This window comes from Streptomyces sp. 150FB (genome assembly GCF_000818195.1).
Taxonomy (GTDB): domain Bacteria; phylum Actinomycetota; class Actinomycetes; order Streptomycetales; family Streptomycetaceae; genus Streptomyces.
This window is the reverse complement of the sequence record NZ_JTHL01000001.1, coordinates 5,721,809-5,743,534: the sequence shown is the minus strand read 5'-3', so window position 1 is coordinate 5,743,534 and position 21,726 is coordinate 5,721,809. Positions and strand designations below refer to the sequence as shown.

At 69.6% G+C, this 21,726-nt stretch carries 25 protein-coding genes; 10 read left to right on the top strand and 15 right to left on the bottom strand.

The features are described 5' to 3' along the window. From QR77_RS42385 to coaA, 4 genes are all read left to right on the top strand, one after another. Positions 1–1,866 (top strand): hypothetical protein (locus QR77_RS42385; RefSeq protein ID WP_052489030.1); only part of this gene is annotated, 1,866 nt, incomplete at its 5' end. Positions 1,867–2,006: 140 nt separating this feature from the next. Next, positions 2,007–2,201 carry a hypothetical protein gene (locus QR77_RS24780; protein WP_150130436.1) on the top strand — a complete coding sequence of 65 codons (195 nt, stop codon included), beginning with the start codon at positions 2,007–2,009 and terminating at the stop codon, positions 2,199–2,201. A gap of 5 nt (positions 2,202–2,206) precedes the next feature. Next, a complete protein-coding gene (locus tag QR77_RS24775; protein WP_040028587.1) occupies positions 2,207–2,563 on the top strand; it encodes a metalloregulator ArsR/SmtB family transcription factor in 357 nt (118 codons plus the stop codon). A 201-nt stretch (positions 2,564–2,764) separates the two neighbouring features. Beyond that, positions 2,765–3,760: a type I pantothenate kinase gene (gene coaA / locus QR77_RS24770; protein ID WP_040024309.1), complete on the top strand. Its 996-nt coding sequence runs from the start codon at positions 2,765–2,767 to the stop codon at positions 3,758–3,760. A 127-nt stretch (positions 3,761–3,887) separates the two neighbouring features. Here the strand turns inward: coaA and glmM are convergent, their stop codons facing one another. From glmM to rplM, 3 genes are all read right to left on the bottom strand, one after another. Further along, the gene (gene glmM / locus QR77_RS24765) at positions 3,888–5,255 is read right to left on the bottom strand and encodes a phosphoglucosamine mutase (protein WP_040024308.1); all 1,368 of its coding nucleotides are present in this window, start codon (positions 5,253–5,255) and stop codon (positions 3,888–3,890) included. Between the two features lie 165 nt (positions 5,256–5,420). Further along, a complete protein-coding gene (gene rpsI / locus QR77_RS24760) occupies positions 5,421–5,948 on the bottom strand; it encodes a 30S ribosomal protein S9 (protein WP_040024307.1) in 528 nt (175 codons plus the stop codon). A 42-nt stretch (positions 5,949–5,990) separates the two neighbouring features. Then, positions 5,991–6,434, bottom strand: a complete 444-nt coding sequence (gene rplM, locus QR77_RS24755; RefSeq protein ID WP_040028586.1) for a 50S ribosomal protein L13 — start codon at positions 6,432–6,434, stop codon at positions 5,991–5,993. 511 nt (positions 6,435–6,945) lie between these two features. On the opposite strand from rplM, the gene QR77_RS24750 reads away from it, so the two are divergent. Beyond that, positions 6,946–7,707 (top strand): phytanoyl-CoA dioxygenase family protein, encoded by a 762-nt coding sequence (locus tag QR77_RS24750; RefSeq protein ID WP_052489029.1) that lies wholly within the window; start codon positions 6,946–6,948, stop codon positions 7,705–7,707. 69 nt (positions 7,708–7,776) lie between these two features. On the opposite strand, the gene QR77_RS42380 is transcribed toward QR77_RS24750, so the two are convergent. Beyond that, positions 7,777–8,292 carry an NUDIX hydrolase gene (locus tag QR77_RS42380; protein WP_052489028.1) on the bottom strand — a complete coding sequence of 172 codons (516 nt, stop codon included), beginning with the start codon at positions 8,290–8,292 and terminating at the stop codon, positions 7,777–7,779. An 828-nt stretch (positions 8,293–9,120) separates the two neighbouring features. Between QR77_RS42380 and QR77_RS24740 the strand changes: the two genes are divergently transcribed. The 3 genes from QR77_RS24740 to QR77_RS24730 all read left to right on the top strand — a co-directional run bounded on the left by QR77_RS24740 (position 9,121) and on the right by QR77_RS24730 (position 10,450). After that, complete coding sequence (locus QR77_RS24740; RefSeq protein WP_040024306.1) at positions 9,121–9,954, top strand: helix-turn-helix transcriptional regulator; 834 nt, start codon at positions 9,121–9,123, stop codon at positions 9,952–9,954. Further along, the gene (locus QR77_RS24735; RefSeq protein ID WP_040024305.1) at positions 9,951–10,154 is read left to right on the top strand and encodes a DUF397 domain-containing protein; all 204 of its coding nucleotides are present in this window, start codon (positions 9,951–9,953) and stop codon (positions 10,152–10,154) included. The genes QR77_RS24740 and QR77_RS24735 overlap by 4 nt, the downstream gene beginning before the upstream one ends. Positions 10,155–10,240: 86 nt before the next feature. After that, positions 10,241–10,450: a DUF397 domain-containing protein gene (locus QR77_RS24730; protein ID WP_040024304.1), complete on the top strand. Its 210-nt coding sequence runs from the start codon at positions 10,241–10,243 to the stop codon at positions 10,448–10,450. A gap of 117 nt (positions 10,451–10,567) precedes the next feature. On the opposite strand, the gene QR77_RS24725 is transcribed toward QR77_RS24730, so the two are convergent. Then, positions 10,568–11,830, bottom strand: a complete 1,263-nt coding sequence (locus QR77_RS24725; RefSeq protein WP_052489027.1) for an NAD(P)/FAD-dependent oxidoreductase — start codon at positions 11,828–11,830, stop codon at positions 10,568–10,570. 119 nt (positions 11,831–11,949) lie between these two features. Next, positions 11,950–12,759: a GNAT family N-acetyltransferase gene (locus QR77_RS24720; protein ID WP_236710797.1), complete on the bottom strand. Its 810-nt coding sequence runs from the start codon at positions 12,757–12,759 to the stop codon at positions 11,950–11,952. 19 nt (positions 12,760–12,778) lie between these two features. On the opposite strand from QR77_RS24720, the gene QR77_RS24715 reads away from it, so the two are divergent. Further along, positions 12,779–13,672, top strand: coding sequence for a LysR family transcriptional regulator (locus QR77_RS24715; protein ID WP_040028579.1), 894 nt, complete (start codon positions 12,779–12,781; stop codon positions 13,670–13,672). 22 nt (positions 13,673–13,694) lie between these two features. On the opposite strand, the gene QR77_RS24710 is transcribed toward QR77_RS24715, so the two are convergent. Continuing rightward, positions 13,695–15,323: an ATP-binding cassette domain-containing protein gene (locus QR77_RS24710; RefSeq protein WP_040024303.1), complete on the bottom strand. Its 1,629-nt coding sequence runs from the start codon at positions 15,321–15,323 to the stop codon at positions 13,695–13,697. A gap of 105 nt (positions 15,324–15,428) precedes the next feature. Here QR77_RS24710 and QR77_RS24705 point away from each other — a divergent pair, with 105 nt between their 5' ends. Beyond that, on the top strand, positions 15,429–16,388 hold the full coding sequence (locus QR77_RS24705; RefSeq protein WP_078877090.1) for a hypothetical protein: 960 nt from the start codon (positions 15,429–15,431) through the stop codon (positions 16,386–16,388). Positions 16,389–16,406: 18 nt separating this feature from the next. Here the strand turns inward: QR77_RS24705 and truA are convergent, their stop codons facing one another. The 8 genes from truA to map form a co-directional block, all read right to left on the bottom strand. Then, on the bottom strand, positions 16,407–17,291 hold the full coding sequence (gene truA, locus QR77_RS24700; protein ID WP_040024302.1) for a tRNA pseudouridine(38-40) synthase TruA: 885 nt from the start codon (positions 17,289–17,291) through the stop codon (positions 16,407–16,409). A gap of 116 nt (positions 17,292–17,407) precedes the next feature. Continuing rightward, on the bottom strand, positions 17,408–17,923 hold the full coding sequence (rplQ, locus tag QR77_RS24695; protein ID WP_040024301.1) for a 50S ribosomal protein L17: 516 nt from the start codon (positions 17,921–17,923) through the stop codon (positions 17,408–17,410). A 100-nt stretch (positions 17,924–18,023) separates the two neighbouring features. After that, complete coding sequence (locus QR77_RS24690) at positions 18,024–19,046, bottom strand: DNA-directed RNA polymerase subunit alpha (RefSeq protein WP_040024300.1); 1,023 nt, start codon at positions 19,044–19,046, stop codon at positions 18,024–18,026. A 144-nt stretch (positions 19,047–19,190) separates the two neighbouring features. Then, on the bottom strand, positions 19,191–19,595 hold the full coding sequence (rpsK, locus tag QR77_RS24685; protein WP_040024299.1) for a 30S ribosomal protein S11: 405 nt from the start codon (positions 19,593–19,595) through the stop codon (positions 19,191–19,193). A gap of 67 nt (positions 19,596–19,662) precedes the next feature. Then, entirely contained in the window at positions 19,663–20,043 is a 381-nt protein-coding gene (gene rpsM, locus QR77_RS24680; protein ID WP_040024298.1) for a 30S ribosomal protein S13, read from the bottom strand. Positions 20,044–20,226: 183 nt separating this feature from the next. After that, positions 20,227–20,340, bottom strand: coding sequence for a 50S ribosomal protein L36 (rpmJ, locus tag QR77_RS24675; RefSeq protein WP_003956441.1), 114 nt, complete (start codon positions 20,338–20,340; stop codon positions 20,227–20,229). Between the two features lie 60 nt (positions 20,341–20,400). Then, positions 20,401–20,622 (bottom strand): translation initiation factor IF-1, encoded by a 222-nt coding sequence (gene infA / locus QR77_RS24670; RefSeq protein WP_014047798.1) that lies wholly within the window; start codon positions 20,620–20,622, stop codon positions 20,401–20,403. A gap of 217 nt (positions 20,623–20,839) precedes the next feature. Next, positions 20,840–21,676 carry a type I methionyl aminopeptidase gene (gene map / locus QR77_RS24665; RefSeq protein ID WP_040024297.1) on the bottom strand — a complete coding sequence of 279 codons (837 nt, stop codon included), beginning with the start codon at positions 21,674–21,676 and terminating at the stop codon, positions 20,840–20,842. Positions 21,677–21,726 lie beyond the last annotated feature (50 nt).

Here is a 21,726-nt window from a genome sequence, read left to right as displayed (position 1 = left end):
TGGGAGCGGCGCGGCGTCGGGGTGCCGCGGCTCGCGGAGAGCGCGCTGCACAACCCGGGCTGGCTGGACGACTGGCTCGCCGCCGAACCGGAGAATCCGGACGCCGTCCTGGTCAAGGCCGATCTGCTGGTCAAGCAGGCGTGGGAGATACGGACGGAGGCGCGGGCGCAGGACGTGTCGAAGGACCAGTTCCAGGCGTTCTTCGCGCTGCTCGACGACGCGGTGCCGACCCTCAGCGCGGCGGCCGAGCTGAATCCGGCCGATCCGGTGCCGTGGCAGGTGGCGCTCGCCCATGCGACGGGCAGTCAGGCGCCGCGCGAGGTGTTCGACGCGTACTGGCACGAGGCCGTCGCGCGCGCCCCGCACCACTACGGCTGTCATGTGGCGGCTCTCCAGTACGTGTGCGACAAGTGGCACGGCTCGCACGAGGAGATGTTCGAGTTCGCCGAACGGGCGGCCGAGGGCGCGCTGCCGGGGTCGCTGCTGCACGCGCTGCCGCTGCTCGCCGCGTTCGAGTACGAGGTGGTCGCGGACTCCGGTACGACGACCAGGGACGCGGGCGGGGGCGCGGGCGTCGGCGCACCCGGGAGCGCGATCGGGAACGGGAACGGGAACGGGAACGGGATCGGCAACGGGAACGGGCCCAGGAACGCGAGAGGCCGTGCCACCGCCGCGGGCCCGATCGCACGCAGGCGCGTCGACGCCGCCGTCACGCGCGCCCTGCGCCTGTGCGCCGGATACGAGCACGGCGACCCGGAGGTGGCGCACGTACGCAACCACCTCGCGCTGATGCTGATCATCGGCCAGCGGCACGAACAGTCCCTGGAACAGTTCCGCGCGCTCGGGGTCCACGCCACGGAGTTCCCCTGGGCGCTCTTCGGCGACCCGCGAAGGCAGTTCCTGGACTTCCGTACGGGCGTGCGGATGCATGTCGCGTCCCAGATCCCGTTCTTCTCGGCGCCCGTACGCGTCGAGCCCGCCGCGTACGCCGTCCCCGAGGGCCCCGGCGGCCCCGGCGGCTCCGTCGACGCGTTCGCACCCCACTCGCTGGCCCTCGTCAGCGCGCCGCCCCACAGGATCGCCGAGGCCGCCCTGCTCTGCGGCGTACCGCTGCGTATCGCCGCCGCCCCGGGCTTCGCCGGCGCCTCGTACGTCGAGATCGCCACCGGCGAGTCCCGCGACAAGCGCGCCGCGCTGCTCGGCGAGGAGCGTCTCGCCGCCGCCGCCGACAACTTCACCACCGGCGAGCGCTGGCCCGCGCTCGTCCTGCGCAGGACCGCCGACCGGCACGGCTTCACCCTGCTCCGCAAGGGCAAGAAGCTCGCCGACCACGAATGGGACCCGGCGGCGCCCGTCCCCGACCACGCCACGGCGACGGCCACAGCGAAGACGCTCGGCAGGGTCTACGGCATCGACGACATACGCCCCCTCACCGCCCTGCTGCGCGGCTCGGACGCCCCCGCCCGACGGCAGAGCGATCTCGTCGCCGCGCTCGGACTGCCGCCGCTCCCCGAGGGCTTCGGCGAACGCGACGAGGTGCTGAAGTCCGTACCCGACGCACAGGTCCTGGCCGGCCGGGGCCTGCTGGCCGGTCTGAAGGCCGTCCTGACCACCGCCCCCGACCGGCACCTCGGCGCCACGCGGCCGGTGCTCGCCCGGCCGCGCCTGTGGTGGACGGCGCGCCTGGCCGGGCTGGCGCTGTGCCTGCCGGCGACGGTGTGGGCGTGGTGGTCCCCGGACATCGGCCCGCTCCGCGCCGTACTCGCGACGGTCGCGACGCTGTCCCTGTCCGCGCAGCTCGCCAGGGCCTGGCGGCAGCGCCCGCGCCGGGTCTCGCGCGCCGAGCGGGCGCCCACGGCGGTCTGACCCCGCGGGCGGGCCCCGGCCCACGGCCGGAGCGCCACGAACACCACATGCCATCAATTGAAGGTTTCTTCAATTGATGGCATGCTGGTGTCACCGCACCGGACGGGAGACAGACGGGCGACAGACGGGTGGGAATCGCGTTGGAAGAGACCGAGCAGCAGGTCATGACCCGTGTCGTGGCGGCGCGGGCCGCCCTGGCGGATGCCGCCACCTCGCAGGACCCCCGCGCGGTTCGGGACGCCCTGGACGAGCTGGAGGGCGCGCTGATGCTGGCGCGCGAGAACGATGTGAACGTCCCCCCGGCCGGACCGGGCGTCGAACGGACAGGGAGTTGAACACGGTGCCGATCCCGCTGTACCAGGCCAAGGCGGACTTCTTCCGGATGCTCGGCCATCCCGTACGCATCCGGGTGCTGGAGCTGTTGCAGGACGGCCCCATGCCGGTGCGCGACCTGCTGGCGAGCATCGAGGTGGAGCGCTCCAACCTCTCCCAGCAGCTCGCAGTGCTGCGCCGCTCCGGGATCGTCACCTCCACCCGCGAGGCCGACACCGTCGTCTACGCGCTCGCCGGCGGTGACGTCGCCGAACTGCTGCGTTCGGCCCGGCGCATCCTGACCGTACTGCTGGCCGGACAGCAGGATCTGCTCGCCGAGTTGCGCGACGCGGACAGCGCGGCGAGCAGCACGACCATCGCGTGAAGAACATCAGGCAGGCGGGCGGACCGTGGCCGTCGTGGCGCTCCCGCCGGCCCTCGGCTTCGGGATCTCCTCCGGCGCGGGCGCGCGGGCCGGGTTTGTCGCCGCGGTTGTCGCAGGGGCAGGCGCGTAGGGGGCGTACGTGATCCAGCCCACCCCGCACCCGACCCTCCATACCCGGCCCGTACCCGCGACAATGGACCTGTGATCACTTCGCCGCCACGAAGCCCGCACCGCAGGGCCGACCACGGGCCGACCCCCTACGTCGACCTCACCCGGGCCGAATGGAGCGCGCTGCGCGACAAGACCCCGCTCCCGCTGACCGCCGACGAGGTGGAGCGGCTGCGCGGGCTCGGGGACGTCATCGACCTCGACGAGGTACGGGACGTCTACCTGCCGCTCTCGCGGCTGCTCAACCTCTACGTCCAGGCCACGGCTGGGCTGCGCGGCGCGCTGAACACCTTCCTCGGCGAGGCGGGCGGCGGCCACGGCGCGCAGCGCGGCACGCCCTTCGTCATAGGGGTGGCGGGCAGTGTGGCGGTGGGCAAGTCCACGGTCGCCCGGCTCCTCCAGGCGCTGCTGGCGCGCTGGCCCGAGCACCCCCGGGTGGAGCGGGTCACCACCGACGGCTTCCTGTACCCGATGAAGGAGCTGGAGTCGCGCGGGCTCATGGGCCGCAAGGGCTTCCCCGAGTCGTACGACCGGCGGGCCCTGACGCGCTTCGTCGCCGACATCAAGGCGGGCAAGGACGAGGTCACCGCGCCCGTCTACTCGCACCTGATCTACGACATCGTGCCGGGCGAGCTGCTGACCGTACGCCGCCCGGACATCCTGATCGTCGAGGGGATCAACGTCCTCCAGCCGGCGCTTCCCGGGCACGACGGCAGGACCCGGGTCGGGCTCGCCGACTACTTCGACTTCAGTGTGTACGTGGACGCGCGCGCCGAGGACGTCGAGTCCTGGTATCTCAACCGCTTCCGCAAGCTGCGCGAGACGGCCTTCCAGGACCCGTCCTCGTACTTCAGGAAGTACACCCAGGTCTCCGAGGAGGAGTCCCTGGACTACGCGCGCACGATGTGGCGCACCATCAACAAGCCGAACCTGCTGGAGAACGTGGCGCCGACGCGCGGCCGCGCGACTCTGGTCGTACGCAAGGGGCCCGACCACAAGGTCCAGCGCCTGTCACTGCGCAAACTCTGACACCCGGTCACATCCGGAGCGTCCGCCGACGCGGCTACGCGAGCCAAGGAAAACGCGGGGCCCGGAGAACCCGGACCCCGCGTCACCTGACAGCGCGTCACCTGACGGCGCATCACCTGACGGCACTTCAACCCAGCGCGGACTTCACCACATCGGCGAGCCGACCGGCGACGGACCTGGCCTGCTCGATGTCGGCCGCCTCGACCATCACCCGTACGAGCGGCTCGGTGCCCGAGGGGCGCAGCAACGCCCGGCCCGTGGAGCCCAGTTCGTGTTCGGCCTCGGCCACGGCGAGCGCCAGCTCGGCCGAGGTGTCGACCCGCGACTTGTCGACGTCGGGCACGTTGATGAGGACCTGCGGCAGCCGGTCCATGATCGCGGCGAGGTCGGCGAGCGTACGGCCGGTCGCGGCGACGCGCGCCGCCAGCATGAGGCCGGTGAGCGTGCCGTCGCCGGTCGTCGCGTGGTCGAGGACGATGACATGGCCCGACTGCTCGCCGCCGAGGGCGTAGCCGTGCTCCTTCATCGACTCCAGTACGTACCGGTCGCCGACGGCGGTCTGTACGAGGTGGATGCCCTCGCGCTCCATCGCGATCTTGAAGCCGAGGTTGGACATGACGGTCCCGACCACGGCGTTCCCGCGCAGGGTGCCCGCTTCGAGCATCGCGAGGGCCAGCACGGCGAGGATCTGGTCGCCGTCGACCTCCTTGCCCTCGGCGTCCACGGCGAGGCAGCGGTCGGCGTCGCCGTCGTGCGCGATGCCGAAGTCGGCGCCGTGCTCGACCACGGAGGCCTTCAGCAGGTCCAGGTGGGTGGAGCCGCAGCCGTCGTTGATGTTGAGCCCGTCGGGCTCGGCGCCGATGGTGATCACCTCGGCGCCCGCGCGGGCGAAGGCCTCGGGCGAGACGCGGGCGGCGGCGCCGTGCGCCTCGTCCAGGACGATCTTCAGCCCGTCGAGTCTGTTCGGGAGCACGCCGATGAGGTGCGCCACGTACCGGTCGAACCCCTCGTCGAACACATGCACACGGCCGACGCCCGCTCCGGTCGGCCGCTGCCAGGGGGGTCCGGTGCGGTGCACCGTGTTTTCGAGGTAGGCGGCCTCGATCCGGTCCTCCAGCTCGTCGGCCAGCTTGTGGCCGCCGCGCGCGAAGAACTTGATCCCGTTGTCCGGCATGGCGTTGTGGCTCGCCGAGAGCATCACGCCGAGGTCGGCACCCAGCGCCCCGGTGAGGTACGCCACCGCGGGGGTGGGCAGCACACCGACGCGCAGGACGTCCACACCCGCGCTCGCGAGACCGGCCACGACGGCGGCTTCGAGGAACTCGCCCGACGCCCGGGGATCGCGCCCCACCACTGCCGTCGCCCGGTGGCCGCCGAAAGTACCCACCTCGGCGAGCACATGTGCCGCGGCGACCGAAAGACCGAGCGCAAGCTCAGCCGTCAGATCGGCGTTGGCGACACCGCGCACGCCGTCCGTGCCGAAGAGTCGTCCCACAGCTCTCCCTCCGAAAATGCTCAGAAACGCAAAACCGACCAAGTAACGAACCGACGAACCAATGAACTCTTGATGCTGTTATACGCCTATAGATGTGGAGAAAAAACGAACGCCCCGGCGGCACGGAGTGCCGCCGGGGCGAAACGTAGGCCGAACAGGCGAAATTTAGCGCTTGCTGTACTGCGGAGCCTTACGGGCCTTCTTGAGACCGGCCTTCTTGCGCTCGACCGCACGGTCGTCGCGGCTCAGGAAGCCGGCCTTCTTCAGCGTGGCGCGGTTGTTGTCCACGTCCGCCTCGTTGAGCGAACGGGCCACGCCGAGGCGCAGGGCGCCGGCCTGACCGGAGACGCCGCCACCGGAGATACGGGCGATGACGTCGTAGCGGTTGTCCAGCTCAAGCACCTTGAAGGGCTCGTTGACAGCCTGCTGGTGCACCTTGTTGGGGAAGTAGTCCTCAAGGGTGCGACCGTTGATCTTCCACTTCCCGGAGCCCGGAACGATCCGGACACGGGCGATGGCGTTCTTACGACGGCCCAGGCCGGCAGCCGGCTGGGGGTCGCCGAAGCGCGAAGCGAGCGACTCGGAGGTGTACTCGCCCTCGACCGGGGTCTCGGACTCGAACGTTGTCACCTCGGCGAAGGTCTCTTCGGCCTCAGGGGCTTCGACAGGGGTCTCAGCAGTGGTCTCGGCCACGATGCTCCTCAGATTTCTTTTCGTCTTAGGGGGTGGCCGGAATTACTGCGCGACCTGGGTGATCTCGAACGGGACCGGCTGCTGGGCAGCGTGCGGGTGCTGGTCACCCGCGTAGATCTTGAGCTTCGAGAGCATCTGGCGGCCCAGGGTGTTCTTGGGGATCATGCCCTTGATGGCCTTCTCGACGGCCTTCTCGGGGTTCTTGGCAAGAAGCTCGTCATAGCGGACGGAACGCAGACCACCCGGGTAACCGGAGTGGCGGTACGCCATCTTCTGAGTCGCCTTGTTGCCGGTGAGGTGCACCTTGTCGGCGTTGATGATGATGACGAAGTCACCGGTGTCGACGTGGGGTGCATAGATCGGCTTGTGCTTACCGCGCAGAAGGTTGGCGGCGGTGGTCGCCAGACGGCCCAGGACGATGTCCTCGGCGTCGATGACGTGCCACTGGCGTGTCACATCGCCGGGCTTGGGGCTGTACGTACGCACGGTCGTAGCCTTCGCTTCTTCGATGAGATGGAGTCCTGACAAGGCCACCCGGACGATCACGACAGCCCTGGTGATGCGACGGGGACGCAACCCGCGCACCGCCGCTGTCCATCGGCCCGGTGAACCGGCGTAAGGGCCCCTCGCGTGAGAACGACCAAGCCAATACGCATAACGAACCAGCAGAATACCCGCGCTGCCCCGTACGGGTCAAAACGCGTCCCGCCCACTTCACCGCCGGCCCGCCCCCCCCGACGGCGGCGCGGCGCCCGGACGCTCCTTCCGGGACGAACGGGCGAGGGAACATCCGGCCGGCCGGGAGCCCCGCTCGGCGACTCACGTACAGACGCACATCCACGGAGGGCGGAAGCAGAGGACGAAAGCGGAACACACAGAGCGTGACGCTACCGGGACGCTTGGTTTGTGTGTGACGAGATCATCAGCACCCGGCCGGTCCTTGGCTTCGCCAAAAATCGGTGTCTGCCACGGTGGCCGCCCCTCTACGGTTTTTCGAGTGCTGAGCGAGGAGCAGATCAACGAGTTCGCCGAGCGGGGCTTTGTCCTCGTTCCACAGGTGGTGCGGGACGAGATACTGGCCCGGGCGGCCGGGCGGATCGACGAGGTCGTCGCCGCCGACCCACCTGCCGCCGACAAGCGCGGCAACCACTTCTACTACCTCCCGACCAAGAACGAGCCGGCGCTGAGAGCGCCCTTGACCCGCAGCGCCGCGTTCGGCCTGGCCGAGGAGCTGGCGGGGGCCGGGACGCTGAAGTACCCGTGGCAGGTCCAGGTCGCGTTGAACATCCCGCCGTACTCGCGCCGGCCCGGCGGTCCGCACATCGACGCCGCCAACTCCGAGCCGACCGGTGAGCCGATCCGCGGCACGTTCACCCTGCTGGCCGGGATCTTGATGACCGATCAACTCACCGAGAACTCCGGCAACCTGTGGGTCTGGCCGGGCACGCATCTGACCCACGCCGCGTACTTCCGCGATCACGGCCCGCACCTGCACTGCGCCTACCCGCCGATCGACCTGCCCGAGCCCGAGCAGATCAAGGGACGGGCCGGGGACCTGCTGCTCGCGCACTACCTCCTCGGCCACAACATCGGTGGAAACTACGAATCCGAGCAGACGCGACGCGCTCTCTACTTCCGGATCAGCGCCCGGGACCACGCGTCCCGTCGCAGCGAGTTCCTCCAGGACCCCTGGCTCGACTACGAGCCGCTCAGACCCCCGGCCCCGGTCGACGACACCGCCCGCTCCACAGGCGTCTGATCGAGCAGGGCGAAGGACGGGACGACGCCGCGGAGCCGCCGGACCGGGCAGGTGCCAACGGGCCTGCTCCTATTCGATGGTGGGTCCGCCGAGGACGAGCAGCGGCAGCTCGTTCGCGTGCTCGACGGCGTCGACGGCGGCGCGGATACGGCGTTCCTGGTACGCGAAGCAGTGCGCACCGAGTTCGTCCAACCCCACCCACGCACACGCGGACAACTCGTCGGCGGCACTGTCGGGGACGGCGACGCCCGACGCCTCGGCGGCGGTGAGCGTCCCGCCGTCGCAGACGACGTTGTACCCCTCGGCCGACTTGCCCTCGGCGGCCGCCGGTACGTAGTCGAGCGCCACGAAATGCGTCAGACGGCGCACGAGCCCTGTCTCCTCCAGGAGTTCACGCGCCGCCGCACCGGCGACGGTCTCCCCCTGATGGGCCCCACCGCCCGGCAACTGCCACCCCGAGGCACTGTCCGCGTGCCGGTACGTCGGCTTCACCAGCAACACCCTGCCCTCCACGTCGCGCACCAGGACAACGGCCCCGATACGCCGGCGGGGAGGACGGGCGGAATCAATCTCGGCGTGAGTCATGAATGGTTCACCTCTCGGCTGATGGATGCTGAATGCTGAATGCCGAATGAGCGAATGGACGCAAGAAAACCTAGGACGTAAACCCTTTCAGTTTGAGCCGGTGCAGCGCCCCAATGGCCTTTATCTGCCGCAGTTCATGGGGCGTTCCCCGGCGCACCGACACCCATCGGCTCTGCCACGTAAGACCCGTAGGACGCGAAAGATTCACGAACGGCCCGACGAATCCGTCAATGACCCCGACCATCTCGTGCACGCGGTCGTACACGACCATCCCGATACGCAGTCCGCCCGGATTCGCAGACGCCGGCCGTATCGTCACAGTCCGCCCCCGTCACTGCGCCTGTCGCGCTCGCCCGCGCCGGGCGAATCAAGCGGTACGTAGTCCGGGCACACCGGCCGACGACACCCGCAGGGCGGCCAGTCGAGCGCGGAGCCGGGGGCCAGGTCCGCTCCTTCGACTGCGCCTTCGAGAGCGTCCGGGCCGGTCGGTCCGGGGCCGGTCCATGGTGTTTCGCTGTGTGTCATTCCGCCCATCGCCTCAGTCCGTGGAGCAGCCGCTCCAACAACTCTCGCGTCACCTGGGCATAGGCACCGGACGGGCCACCAGGACCCGAACTCAGGAAACCCCAGCCGTGAACCGTCACGTCAAGTCCAATAGGCGGAGGCACCTGTTCGGTGTCCAGCGGTTCGTGATCCGTCATGTTCGGCATTCCCTTCACCCTGCCAGGTTTCCTTGCTCCGTGATTACTTCTAGATTCGGTCACAAGACACGGCAAGAACAGGCAGAATGCGGTGCCAAGGCCACTGGCACGAAAAGGAGTTGAACAGGTGAGCGAGTCAATCCTGCTAGGCGTGGAAGAACCCGAGGACGGCGCCGCATACTTCGGCCGAGAGGTCATGCACGCCCGGAAACACAAGGAGATGTCACAACAGGAGCTTGCTGATGGGGCAGGCTTCGAACGCACCTATGTCACAAGGGTGGAGGGCGGCACACGGATGGCGTCCCAGAAGTTCGCAGAGGCGTGTGACCGAATCTTTGGCACACCAGGAACCTTCGTCCGGCTACGGCACCGGGTGACCGAGCGCAGTCATCCTGGCTGGTTCGTCCCGTACGTGAAACTGGAGATGGCGGCTGCCGTCATCAACGACTACTCGAACGTCTTCGTGATGGGGATGCTCCAGACCCCCGCCTACGCGGAGGCGATCTTTCGCGCGGCTCATCCGCGTAAAGACGACGGTCAGATCAAGGCCCTGATCGATACCCGTCTACGGCGGTACGAGGTGATGGAGGGCGAGAAGCCACCGCTGCTATGGGTGATTGTGCACGAGTCGGTCCTCCGGACTGTGGTGGGCAGCCGTGCCGTCATGGCCGAGCAGCTTAAGCATCTGGTGGCCGTAGGCGCAGCAAACCCGCACGTGACACTGCAAGTTCTGCCCTTCAACTCGGGTGCTCCGGCCACGAATCTGGCGTTCATTCTCCTCAGCCAAGAAGATGGACCCAGCGTCCTGTACTCGGAAACTATGGAGAGGGGGCACGTGACAGACTCGGTTACGGCAGTGGCCGACGCGTCAGCCATCTACGACCGGCTGCGCGCCGCCGCGCTGTCCGAAGAGCGCTCACTCGATCTGATGCGCATGATTGCCAAGGAGCACGCCAGATGAGCAACACCCCAGACCTGACGAACTGGGTCAAGAGCACCTACAGCGGGGGCCAAGGCAACTGTGTCGAATGGTCACCCACATTTGCTCAGGCTCATGGGACCGTGCCGGTACGGGACAGCAAGACGAAGAACGGCCCCGTCCTCATGCTCACCCCCACCGCCTTCGCCGGACTCATCGCCCTCGCCCGCACCCACGCATAGCGCGCACGCCGTGCAAGTGAGCCCCGCCCTCCCGCCTTTGAGTTGACGGGGCTCACCGCATCTGCTGAGCAACGGAGGATGACCGTATGAACAGCACTCCGACCCTCATCACGAAATGGGTCAAGAGCACCTACAGCGGCGGCGAAGGCGGCAACTGCGTCGAGTGGGCGCCTGCTTACGCCGAGGCACACGGCACTGTCCTTGTCCGGGACAGCAAGGACCAGCGCGGCCCCGTCCTCATGCTCACCCCCACCGCCTTCGCCGGGCTCGTCACCCTCGCCCGCATCCACGCATAGCGCGAACACACCGCACCCACGCGACTGAGCCCCGCCGTTCCGCGACCTCCGGAATGACGGGGCCCCGCGTCCCGTCCCTCACCCTGCCCCCCACGCACCGGCCTGGACGCACCCCCGTCAGAGCCGATGGCCGAGATGCCCCCGGGCCTGCTCCGCGACGCGCGCGGCGTCCGTGCCGATGCCGTAGAGAATGCCGGAGGCGCGGTGGGTCAGCCACGGGAAGCCCACCGCGAAGACCCCCGCCAGGGGCGTCACGCCGCGTTCGTGCCGCGGGGTTCCCCTCTCGTCCAGCAGATCGTCCGGCAGCCAGGCGGTGTCGGGCCGCATCCCGGTGCACCAGAGCAGGGTCGATACGCCCTCGGCGGCGGCGTCGAGTTCTGTGGGGGCGGCGCGGTCACCGTCGTACGCGGCGTCGTCGGTGTCCGGTGGTGCGGGCGCCGCCCGCTGCTCCGGGTGATCCTGGAGGTACTGGTCGACCTGGCGGCGGAACCGGGCCGCCTGGGCGTCGGCCGCCCGCAGGTTGTGCGCCAGGTCGTCGGCGAAGACGAACCGGCCGTCCCGCACCGCGGTGAGACGGCCGAACAGCGTGACGCCGTTCTGGTCCAACTGCCTCAGCGCGGAGGTCCGGCCGTCATCCGCGTCGCTGACCATCGGCTGGGGTGCCCGGCGCATCGGCTCGGGCGCCTGCTCGGTCGGGAGTTCCAGCGAGCCGGTGTCGCGCAGCCACTCGAAGACGTCCCGTCCACGGTGGCGGCGCGGCACTCCGCCGCCCGCCCCCGTGGAGAGAAAGACGCGACGGCCCGCGCGGCGCAGGTCATCGGAGATCCGCGTCCCGGACTGGGCGCTTCCCACCACCAGCACCGCGCCAGGAGGCAGCCTGTCCGGGCTGCGGTAGTCGACCGCGTGCAGCGCCGTTACGCCGGACGGGGGGCTGATGCCCGCCGGGACACGCGGCAGCCGCAGCCCGCCGCACGCGATCACTACGACACGGGCCGACCAGTCCCCTTCGGATGTGGCCAGCACATAGCCCTCGCCGTCCGGGCGCAGCGAGCGGACATCCACTCCGCTGCGTACCGGCAGATCGGCCTCGCGGGCGTACGCGCTGAGCATGTCCACGAACTGCTGTTTTTCCAGGAACCCACCCTCATCCGCCGTCTGCCGGCGTCCGGGCAGCCGGACCGACCACGTGGGGGTGATCAGGCTGAAGCTGTCCCAGCGTGCTGAGCGCCACGTGGCGCCGACAGCGTCGCGTTCGAGGACGACATGGCTGACGCCCAGACCCCTGAGGTGCCAACTGGTCGCAAGACCGGCCGGGCCCGCACCGACGATGACGACGGGAGCCGTACGGTCGTTCACAGCGGGGTTCACGGCGGGGTTCATGGCGCCCTTCCTCGTGGACCGGCGGCGACAGATATCGGCAGACATCCACTCGACCGTGCCATCCAGCCATCCGGAACGCGAATGGCGAACCCTCGCCCGGACAGGGTCAAGGGAAGGCGCTACGGGCGCGGGGTCAGCCTGGTGACCTCGACGGTGGCCAGCCGACTGAACCCGAGCCGCTCGTAGAGCGCGATGGCACCGGAGTTGGTGTCGATGACGTGCAGGAAGACCTCGTCGCCCCGGGCCCGGATCCGGGCCGCGACCGCGCGTATCAACCGCGTGGCCAGACCCTGTCCCCGGAACGCCGGGTCGGCGCATACCGCGCTGACCTCCGTCCAGCCTCTCCCGCCGCCGTCGGGTGCGGAGAAGCGTTCGCCGGCCATGGCGGCGAGGACGCCGTCCCGCCAGATGCCGAGGTAACCGCCCAGTTCGATGGTGCGCTCGCCGAACGGGCCGGGGCGGGTCCGCTCGGCCAGGTCGCTCATGGCGGGGACGTCGGCCACGGTCAGCTCGCGGATCTCCGGGTCGGCGGCGTCCGCGGGGCCGGCGCCGAGCCCGGCGCCGGAGAACTGGACCACCGTCATCCGATGGAGGTCGATGCGGTGATCGGCGGCCCAGGCGTCGAGCGGCACGCCCGGCTCCCGGTGCAGGGCCGCGCCGCCCGTACGGCGCACCAGCGTGGCGAGGTCGCGCCAGTCCTGTTCGGCCGGGTCGTCCGGGACCCCGGCGAAGGGAGCCACCGTGTCCAGGTAGCGCAGCGCACGGCCCTCGCCCTCGGCGAAGCGCGCGTGCCGGCCGGCCAGTGCCGCGTGCACCACGTTCAGCAGCATCTCGCGCCTCCCCTTTCCGCCCGCCTCCCGCTCGGCTTTCGCCGGGCCTACGGAGAGTCTGGCCAGGCCACTACGATGAAGCAAATAGATGATCTTCATCCAGCGATCGAGGAAATCGATGAGCGTGACCCTGAGGCAACTGGCCGTATTCGTCGCCGTCGCGGACCACGCGGGGTTCGGCGCGGCCGCCGTCGCGCTCGGCATGAGCCAGTCCTCGGTGTCGCACGCGCTCGCCTCACTCGAAGCGACGGTGAACGGCGAACTCGTCCGGCGGACCGCCCCGGTCGAACCGACCTCGCTGGGCGACGTCCTGCTCCCGCACGCTCGTGCCACGCTCTCCGCCGCCCGGGCCTTCGACGCCGCGGCGGCCGCGCACCACAGCACCGCCGCCGGGACGATCAGCCTGTCAGTCCCGCCGACCGTCGCCCGCGGCCTGCTCCCCGGACTGCTGCGGCTGTGGCACGAACATGCCCCGCACATCGAGATCACCGTTTTCGAGGCCATCGACGAGGAGATCGACCAGTGGCTGGAAGGAGGAACCGTCGACGCCGCGTTCCGCATCGACCCGGACCCGTTTCCCGACGGCGCGTTGCAGGTGGCCACCGACGCCTACGAGGCCGTCGTCCGCAGCGACCACCCGCTGGCCGGTGAGGAGTTCATCGAGCTGTCGGACCTGCTGGAGGACCCGCTGCTGGTCACCACATCAGGGTTCGCGGGCCCGATCACCCGGCTGCACGCGATGGCGGGCCTGCCCTACCGGCCCGCCCGGCGGATCCGCGAACTGATGACGCTGCTGTCCATGGTGGAGGCCGGCCTGGGAGTCGGCATCCTTCCCTCCCTGGCCGCGAGCATGCTGTCGGACACCCTCACCCTGGTCCCGCTGCGGCCCCGGCTGGAGCGCCGGCTCGTGCTGACCGGCCCGACGGGCCGCCCCTGGCACCCGAGCGCCGTCGCGCTCCGCGACCTGTCGGCCAGGCACCTACCGGGCGGCGACGCCACGGCGCGCGCGTAAGGGCATGTGTACGTCGTCCCGGCTACCGCGCCCGCACCACCCGGCGCTCGTCCCAGACCGGCTCCGGGGTCTCCCGTACGACGCCGTCCGAGCCGAACACCAGGTACCGGTCGAAGGTGCGGGCGAACCAGCGGTCGTGGGTCACGGCCAGGACGGTGCCCTCGTACGCCTCCAGGCCCTCCTGAAGGGCCTCCGCCGACTCCAGGTCCAGGTTGTCCGTGGGTTCGTCCAGCAGCAGCGCGGTGGTCCCCCGCAGCTCCAGCAGCAGGATCTGGAAGCGGGCCTGCTGGCCGCCGGAGAGCTTCTCGAAGGGCTGGTCCCCCTGCCGCTCCATCTCGTACCTACGCAGGACGGACATCGCCGCGCCCCGGTCCTTCGCGTGCTCGGCCCACAGGATGTCGACCAGCGTCCGCCCGCGCAGCTCGGGGTGGGCGTGCGTCTGCGCGAAGTGGCCCGCCACGACCCGGGCGCCGAGCTTCCACTCCCCCGTGTGCCGCACGTCGTCGCCGGCGAGCAGCCGCAGGAAGTGCGACTTGCCCGACCCGTTGGAGCCGAGGACCGCGACGCGCTCCCCGTAGAACACCTCCAGCGAGAACGGCTTCATCAGGCCGGTCAGCTCAAGGTCCTTGACCGTGATGGCCCGCAGCCCGGTGCGCCCGCCCCGCAGCCGCATCGAGATCTCCTGCTCGCGCGGCGGCTCGGGCGGCGCCCCCGCGTCCTCGAAGCGCTTGAAGCGCGTCTGCATCGCGTGGTAGCGCGAGGCCATGTCGGGGCTGATCGCCGCCTGCTGCCGCAGCCGCAGTACCAGCGCCTTCAGCCGCGCGTGCTCCTCGTCCCAGCGCCGCTTCAGCTCCTCGAAGCGCGCGAAGCGCTCCTTGCGCGCCTCGTGGTACGTACCGAACCCCGCGCCGTGGATCCATACGTCGGACCCGGCCGCGCTCGGCTCCACGCTGACGATCTTCTCGGCGGCCCTGGCGAGCAACTCCCGGTCGTGCGAGACGAACAGGACGGTCTTACGGGTCTCCTTGAGCCGCTCCTCCAGCCACCGCTTGCCGGGTACGTCCAGATAGTTGTCCGGTTCGTCCAGCAGCAGCACCTCGTCGGGCCCGCGCAGCAGCGCCTCCAGCACCAGCCGCTTCTGCTCGCCGCCGCTCAGCGTCCGTACGAGCCGCCACTGCGCCGTGTCGTACGGCATGCCCAGCGCGGCCGTGGTGCACATGTCCCAGAGCGTCTCTGCCTCGTAGCCCTGGACCTCGGCCCAGTCGCTGAGCGCCTGCGCGTACCGCATCTGCGCGGCCTCGTCGTCGACCGTCATGATGCCGTGCTCGGCCTCGTCGACCGCGCGCGCCGCCTCGCGCAGACGCGGGTGCGACACGGAGACGAGCAGGTCACGGATGGTGCGCTCGTCGCGCACCGAGCCGACGAACTGGGCCATCACGCCGAGCCCGCCGCTGGTCCTGACCGTGCCGCCGTGCGGCTGGAGGTCGCCGGCGATCAGCCGGAGCAGTGTCGTCTTGCCCGCGCCGTTGGCCCCGACGAGCGCGACGACCGCGCCCTCGCCCACGCGGAAGGAGGCGTCACCGAGGAGCACCCGTCCGTCGGGGAGGTAGTACTCCAGATGCGCTGCCTCAAGATGTCCCATGGTGGGCATTGTCGGGCCAGGAGGCGCGTGTGCCCAACTCGTTTTGCCGTCGTCCCGGTCTCTATCCGGTCTCCGGGCGCCAACTCCCCTGCGCCCGCACGTAAACTGCGCCCCATGAGCTTTGGGCAAGGGGGACCCTCATGGGGTGGTCCCGGGGCACCGGGACAAGGGCAGGGCCAGGGGCAGGCACCGGGCCAGGGGCAGAGCCAGGGGCAGGGCCAAGGACCGGGGCCGCACGGTCCGCAGGACCCGTACGGAACGCGGACGCCCGACTGGTCCGCGCTGGCGGAGGCGTCCGCCTCGCGGGTACGCCGCAAGCGCTGGCTGCTGATCGGTGGTGGCGCGGTCGCGACCATCGCGATCGCGGCCGTCGTGGCGACCGCTGTCGTCTCGATGAACAGCGACGCGGACCCCGGCCCCGGCAGCAGCACCGACGCGCTGCCGCCCACCGGTTCACTGCCGGACGAGCCGACGGAGGACCAGCCGTCCTTCCCTTCGACGAACGCGGCGCCGCCGCCGGACCCGAAGGACTATGTCTCCAGCGCCGACAAGGACAAGGCACCGCTGAACGCCGGGACGCTCTTCCCCGGCACGAAGATGAAGCTGGACGACCGCGTCTACACCAAGGGCGCCACGAGCCAGACCACGAGCTGCTCGGCCGCCACGCAGGGCCGCCTCGGCGGGATCCTCGCCGCGAACGGCTGCGACCAGGTCATCCGCGCCACGTACTACAAGGGCGGGGTCGCGGTCACCGTGGGTGTCGCCGTCTTCGACAAGGAGGCGCAGGCGCAGAAGGCGAGGAACGCGGCGAAGGACGGGATCGCCTCGCTCCCCGGCAGCGGTGTCCCGACGTTCTGCCGGGCGCCGTCGATCTGCCGCAAGACCACCAACTCGTACGGCAGGTACGTCTACTTCACCGTCGGCGGCTTCACGAACCGCACGAACGTCACCCTGAAGGACAAGGACGTCTACACCGCCGGGGACGACGTCGCCGAGGTCACTTTCCAGCAGATCCTGGCGCGCGGCCGGGCGCAGGCGTCGGCCGCGGCGACCACCCCTCCGGCGGACGAGTAGCCCGTCAGCAACGACCCGTCAGCAGCAGCCGTCGTCGGCATCCGAAGCGCCCGCGACACCCGCTACACCCGGCAGCGACCGCTTGTTGCGAGCTTCCTTGCTCCGCGCCGCCAGCAGCCCGTCGGCCGGGTAGCCGACCTCCTCCAGGGTGAGGCCGTGCGGCCGTACGACATGGACCGCCGAGTCCCGTACGCCCGTCGCCAGCACCTTCGCCGGCCACTCGGCGGGCCGGTGCCCGTCGCCCACGAACAGCATGGCGCCCACCAGCGAACGCACCATGTTGTGGCAGAAGGCATCGGCCCGCACGGTCGCCGTCAGAACGCCGTCGGCGCCCCGCACCCACTCCAGCTTCTGGAGCGTACGGATGGTCGTGGCGCCCTCGCGCTTCTTGCAGTACGCGGCGAAGTCGTGCTCGCCGAGCAGCCCCGCCGCGGCGGCGTTCATCGCGTCGACGTCCAACTCCCAGTCGTGCCACAGCACATGCCCGCGCAGCAGCGGATCGACGCCGCCGGGGTTGTCGGTGACGCGGTACGCGTACCGCCGCCACACGGCCGCGAAACGCGCGTTGAACCCCGCCGGGGCCTCGGCCACCTTCCACACCCGTACGTCGTGCGGCAGCCGCCCCGCGAGCCGGCGCAGGAGCTTGTCGCGGTGCTCGGCCCACACATCCTCGGGCAGATCGACATGCGCGACCTGCCCGCGCGCGTGCACACCGGCGTCGGTGCGCCCGGCGACGGTCAGGTCGTACGTGACCGATGACCGCGTCACCGTACGCAGCGCGTCCTCGATCTCCGCCTGGACGGTGCGGCGCGTGGCCTGCCGCGCCCAGCCGGAGAACTCCTTGCCGTCGTACGACAGGTCGAGCCGCACCCGTACGTGGCCTGCGGCCACCTCGTCGCTCACGCTTCAGATCCCTCAGATCGCTCGATGTACCCGGACACCCGGATCAACCTGATCCACGCCGAACGGGCCCGCCCCCGTGAAGGGAGCGGGCCCGTCCGTCAGTCGTCGAGACGCGCTCAGGCGTCCTTGGACTCCTCGGACGCGTCGGCCGGAGCCGCGTCCTCGACCGCTTCGTCGGACGCGTCGCTCTTCGCGGCGTCCTTCTCGGCGGCGGATTCCTTGACCGCGCGCTTCGTCGCTGCCTCGGCCTCACCGGTGGCTGCCTGCGCCACGGTCAGGGCCTCGACCAGCTCGATGACCGCCATCGGGGCGTTGTCGCCACGACGGTTGCCGATCTTGGTGATGCGCGTGTAGCCACCGGGGCGGTTCTCGTAGCGCGGGGCGATCTCGGTGAAGAGCGTGTGCACGATGCTCTTGTCCGTGATCGTCTGAAGCACCAGGCGACGGTTGTGCATGTCGCCCTTCTTCGCCTTGGTGACGAGACGCTCGGCGACCGGACGCAGGCGGCGGGCCTTGGCCTCGGTCGTCGTGATGCGGCCGTGCTCGAAGAGCGCCTTCGCGAGGTTCGCGAGGAGCAGCTTCTCGTGCGCGCCGCTGCCGCCCAGACGGGCACCCTTTGCGGGCTGAGGCATGGTGTTACTCCTTCATATCTGCACCGGCCGTATCAGGTACCGGTGTCAGTTCCCGTGAGGCGGCCGCCCCGCGGAAGATTCGTGCGATCGTGCGACCGGCTCAGTACTGCTCGGTCTCCACGAACCCGGCGTCCACGTCGTCGTCGGCGCCGAAGGCGTCAGCGGCGGCGGTGGGGTCGAATCCGGGCGGGCTGTCCTTGAGCGCGAGGCCCATACCGGCAAGCTTCGCCTTGACCTCGTCGATCGACTTCGCACCGAAGTTGCGGATGTCGAGCAGGTCCGCCTCGGACCGCGCCACGAGCTCACCCACGGAGTGGATGCCCTCGCGCTTGAGGCAGTTGTACGACCGAACGGTGAGCTCCAGCTCCTCGATCGGCAGGGCGAGATCGGCGGCGAGCGCCGCGTCCGTCGGCGACGGGCCCATGTCGATGCCCTCGGCGTCGATGTTGAGCTCGCGCGCCAGACCGAACAGCTCGACCAGCGTCTTACCGGCGGACGCCATGGCGTCACGCGGCCGCATGGCCTGCTTGGTCTCGACGTCGACGATCAGCTTGTCGAAGTCGGTGCGCTGCTCGACACGGGTCGCCTCGACCTTGTACGTGACCTTGAGCACCGGCGAGTAGATGGAGTCGACCGGGATACGGCCGATCTCCTGGCCCACCTGCTTGTTCTGGACGGCGGAGACATAGCCGCGACCGCGCTCGACGGTCAGCTCCATCTCCAGCTTGCCCTTGCCGTTCAGCGTCGCCAGCACCAGGTCCGGGTTGTGGACCTCGACACCGGCCGGCGGGGCGATGTCGGCGGCGGTGACCAGGCCGGGGCCCTGCTTGCGCAGGTACATGACGACCGGCTCGTCGTGCTCCGAGGAGACGACGAGCTGCTTGATGTTGAGGATGAGGTCGGTGACGTCTTCCTTGACGCCCGGCACGGTGGTGAACTCGTGCAGGACACCGTCGATCCGGATGCTGGTGACAGCGGCTCCGGGGATCGAGGAGAGAAGGGTGCGTCGCAGGGAGTTACCGAGCGTGTACCCGAAGCCGGGCTCCAGCGGCTCGATGACGAACCGGGAGCGGTACTCGTCGACGACCTCTTCGGTCAGCGACGGACGCTGAGCGATAAGCATGGGGAAATCCTTCAGTTTGGGGCGCCCGCTATTTGACGCCCGTCAATACTGACAAGGGTACGGGCGGCGCGGCGCAAACGCGCCGAGCCGCCCGTACCGCAGTGCGCTGCGACCGAACCACAGATGCTTTGGGAGCACCTGAAGTCAGACGCGCCTCCGCTTGGGCGGGCGGCAGCCGTTGTGCGGGGTGGGGGTGACGTCCTGGATCGAACCCACCTCCAGGCCGGTGGCCTGGAGCGAGCGGATCGCGGTCTCACGGCCGGAGCCGGGACCCTTGACGAAGACGTCGACCTTGCGCATGCCGTGCTCCTGCGCGCGACGGGCAGCCGACTCGGCGGCCATCTGCGCGGCGAAGGGAGTGGACTTGCGCGAGCCCTTGAAGCCGACGTGGCCGGCGGAGGCCCAGGAGATCACGTTGCCCGAGGGGTCAGTGATCGAGACGATGGTGTTGTTGAACGTGCTCTTGATGTGGGCGTGCCCATGAGCGACGTTCTTCTTTTCCTTGCGGCGCACCTTCTTGGCTGCACCACTACGGCCCTTGGGAGGCATGTGTTTACTCCTGCGTGGAGGTGGTCGGTCCTACAGCGAAGACCGCTGATAAGCGTCCGGCTGAGGACTACTTCTTGCCCGGCTTCTTCTTGCCGGCGATGGCGCGACGCGGACCCTTGCGGGTACGAGCGTTCGTGCTGGTGCGCTGACCGTGCACCGGCAGGCCACGGCGGTGGCGCAGACCCTGGTAGCAACCGATCTCGACCTTGCGGCGGATATCGGCGGCCACCTCACGGCGGAGGTCACCCTCGGTCTTGAGGTTTCCGTCGACGTACTCACGGATCTTGACGAGGTCTTCCTCGGCAAGGTCGCGGACGCGGACGTTGGGGTCGACGCCGGTGGCGGCGAGCGTCTCCTTGGACCGGGTACGCCCGATACCGAAGACGTACGTAAGGGCGACCTCGACGCGCTTTTCGCGCGGGAGATCAACGCCTGCGAGGCGTGCCATTCATGGCTCCTGTTGATGTCGGAGGTCTTCCACAGTGTCTGTCCCGGATTCCGCACGGTGTGCGGTCCGGGTCCCCGGCCCCCGCCGGAGGTGTCGACGCCCGCGAGAGACGGGTGCCGGACACTGCGTATGTACGTGTTGCTCGCGTCGCGCGAAGAACTGCGAGAGGCAGGGGGTCGTGCGTCAGCCCTGGCGCTGCTTGTGGCGCAGGTTGTCGCAGATGACCATGACCCGACCGTGACGGCGGATCACCTTGCACTTGTCACAGATCTTCTTGACGCTCGGCTTGACCTTCATGGGATTGAGGTTCTCCGGGTCAGTGCCGCGCACCCCGTCGGAACGGGGCGACGACAAGATCTACTTGTATCGGTAGACGATCCGGCCACGCGTCAGGTCGTACGGAGACAGCTCCACCACGACCCGGTCATCGGGAAGGATACGGATGTAGTGCATCCGCATCTTGCCGCTGATGTGCGCGAGGACCTTGTGACCGTTCTGGAGCTCCACCCTGAACATCGCGTTCGGGAGGGACTCGATCACGGTGCCCTCAATTTCGATGGCACCTTGCTTCTTGGCCACGCTTCGCCCTTCGAATCGGCTACCTTGATCGATTCCGGCAGCCGCGTGAGGACACACGGGTACACCAGATCCGACGCGTCAGTCTACGACAGTGCCTCTCAAAAGACGAATCGTTGAGTGTGCCCACTACCGGAGAAAACCAATCCTCCGCCCGCCCCGTTCGGCCCAGGGCCGCGGCAGCGGCCCGGAGAACGGCCTCGGAGCCGCGCCGGAGCGCTCAGCCCAGCGGGTCCGGCGCCGCCGTCACGCCCAGCTCCGCCAGCTTCGCCCTGCCGCCGTCAGGGGCCGTCAGGACCAGCGGTCCCGCCTCCGTGAGGGCGATCGAGTGCTCCCAGTGCGAGGACCAGGTGCCGTCGGTCGTGATGACCGTCCACTCGTCCTCAAGCACCTGGGTGTTCGGTGTGCCGAGCGTCACCATCGGCTCGATCGCCAGGCAGAAGCCGGGGATCAGCTTGGGGCCCTTGCCCCGCTTGCGGCTGACGTAGTTCAGCAGGTGCGGGTCCATGTGCATCTCGGTGCCGATGCCGTGGCCGCCGTACTCCTCGACGATCCCGTACTTGCCGCCGCCGGGACGGGGCTGCCTGCGGATGTACGTCTCGATCGCGCGCGAGACGTCGACGAGCCGGCCGCCGTTCTTCATCGCGGCGATGCCCGCCCACATCGACTCCTGGGTCACCCGGGACAGCTCCACCAGCTCGGGCGCGTGCCCGGTGCCGACGAACGCGGTGAAGGCCGCGTCCCCGTGCCAGCCGTCGATGATCGCGCCGGCGTCGATCGAGATGATGTCGCCGTCCTTCAGCACGGTCTTCTCGTCGGGGATGCCGTGCACCACGACCTCGTTGACCGAGGTGCAGATCGTCGCGGGGAACCCGCCGTACCCGAGGAAGTTCGGCTTCGCCTTGTGCTCGGCGAGCACCTTGCGGGCGACCATGTCCAGGTCCTTGGTGGTGGCGCCGGGCACGGCGGCCTCGGCCGTGGCCGCGTGCACGGCGGCGACCACCAACCCCGCCTCACGCATCTTCGCGATCTGCTCGGGGGTCTTGATCTCCACCATTGCTGCGCTGCCTTCCACCTGATGCCAACGACCGGCACTCGAAACGGCCG

Excerpts from the sequence above, each read along its gene's own strand:
- rpmJ (WP_003956441.1), bottom strand. The coding sequence starts at position 20,340 with ATGAAGGTCAAGCCGAGCGTCAAGAAGATCTGTGACAAGTGCAAGGTG.
- QR77_RS24715 (WP_040028579.1), top strand. The coding sequence starts at position 12,779 with ATGAGCGTGACCCTGAGGCAACTGGCCGTATTCGTCGCCGTCGCGGAC.
- QR77_RS24720 (WP_236710797.1), bottom strand. The coding sequence starts at position 12,759 with ATGAAGATCATCTATTTGCTTCATCGTAGTGGCCTGGCCAGACTCTCC.
- QR77_RS24730 (WP_040024304.1), top strand. The coding sequence starts at position 10,241 with ATGAACAGCACTCCGACCCTCATCACGAAATGGGTCAAGAGCACCTAC.
- rplQ (WP_040024301.1), bottom strand. The coding sequence starts at position 17,923 with ATGCCTCAGCCCGCAAAGGGTGCCCGTCTGGGCGGCAGCGGCGCGCAC.
- QR77_RS24690 (WP_040024300.1), bottom strand. The coding sequence starts at position 19,046 with ATGCTTATCGCTCAGCGTCCGTCGCTGACCGAAGAGGTCGTCGACGAG.
- rpsM (WP_040024298.1), bottom strand. The coding sequence starts at position 20,043 with ATGGCACGCCTCGCAGGCGTTGATCTCCCGCGCGAAAAGCGCGTCGAG.
- QR77_RS24725 (WP_052489027.1), bottom strand. The coding sequence starts at position 11,830 with ATGAACCCCGCCGTGAACCCCGCTGTGAACGACCGTACGGCTCCCGTC.
- QR77_RS42380 (WP_052489028.1), bottom strand. The coding sequence starts at position 8,292 with ATGACTCACGCCGAGATTGATTCCGCCCGTCCTCCCCGCCGGCGTATC.
- QR77_RS24710 (WP_040024303.1), bottom strand. The coding sequence starts at position 15,323 with ATGCCCACCATGGGACATCTTGAGGCAGCGCATCTGGAGTACTACCTC.
- map (WP_040024297.1), bottom strand. The coding sequence starts at position 21,676 with ATGGTGGAGATCAAGACCCCCGAGCAGATCGCGAAGATGCGTGAGGCG.
- QR77_RS24705 (WP_078877090.1), top strand. The coding sequence starts at position 15,429 with ATGAGCTTTGGGCAAGGGGGACCCTCATGGGGTGGTCCCGGGGCACCG.
- QR77_RS24735 (WP_040024305.1), top strand. The coding sequence starts at position 9,951 with ATGAGCAACACCCCAGACCTGACGAACTGGGTCAAGAGCACCTACAGC.
- rpsK (WP_040024299.1), bottom strand. The coding sequence starts at position 19,595 with ATGCCTCCCAAGGGCCGTAGTGGTGCAGCCAAGAAGGTGCGCCGCAAG.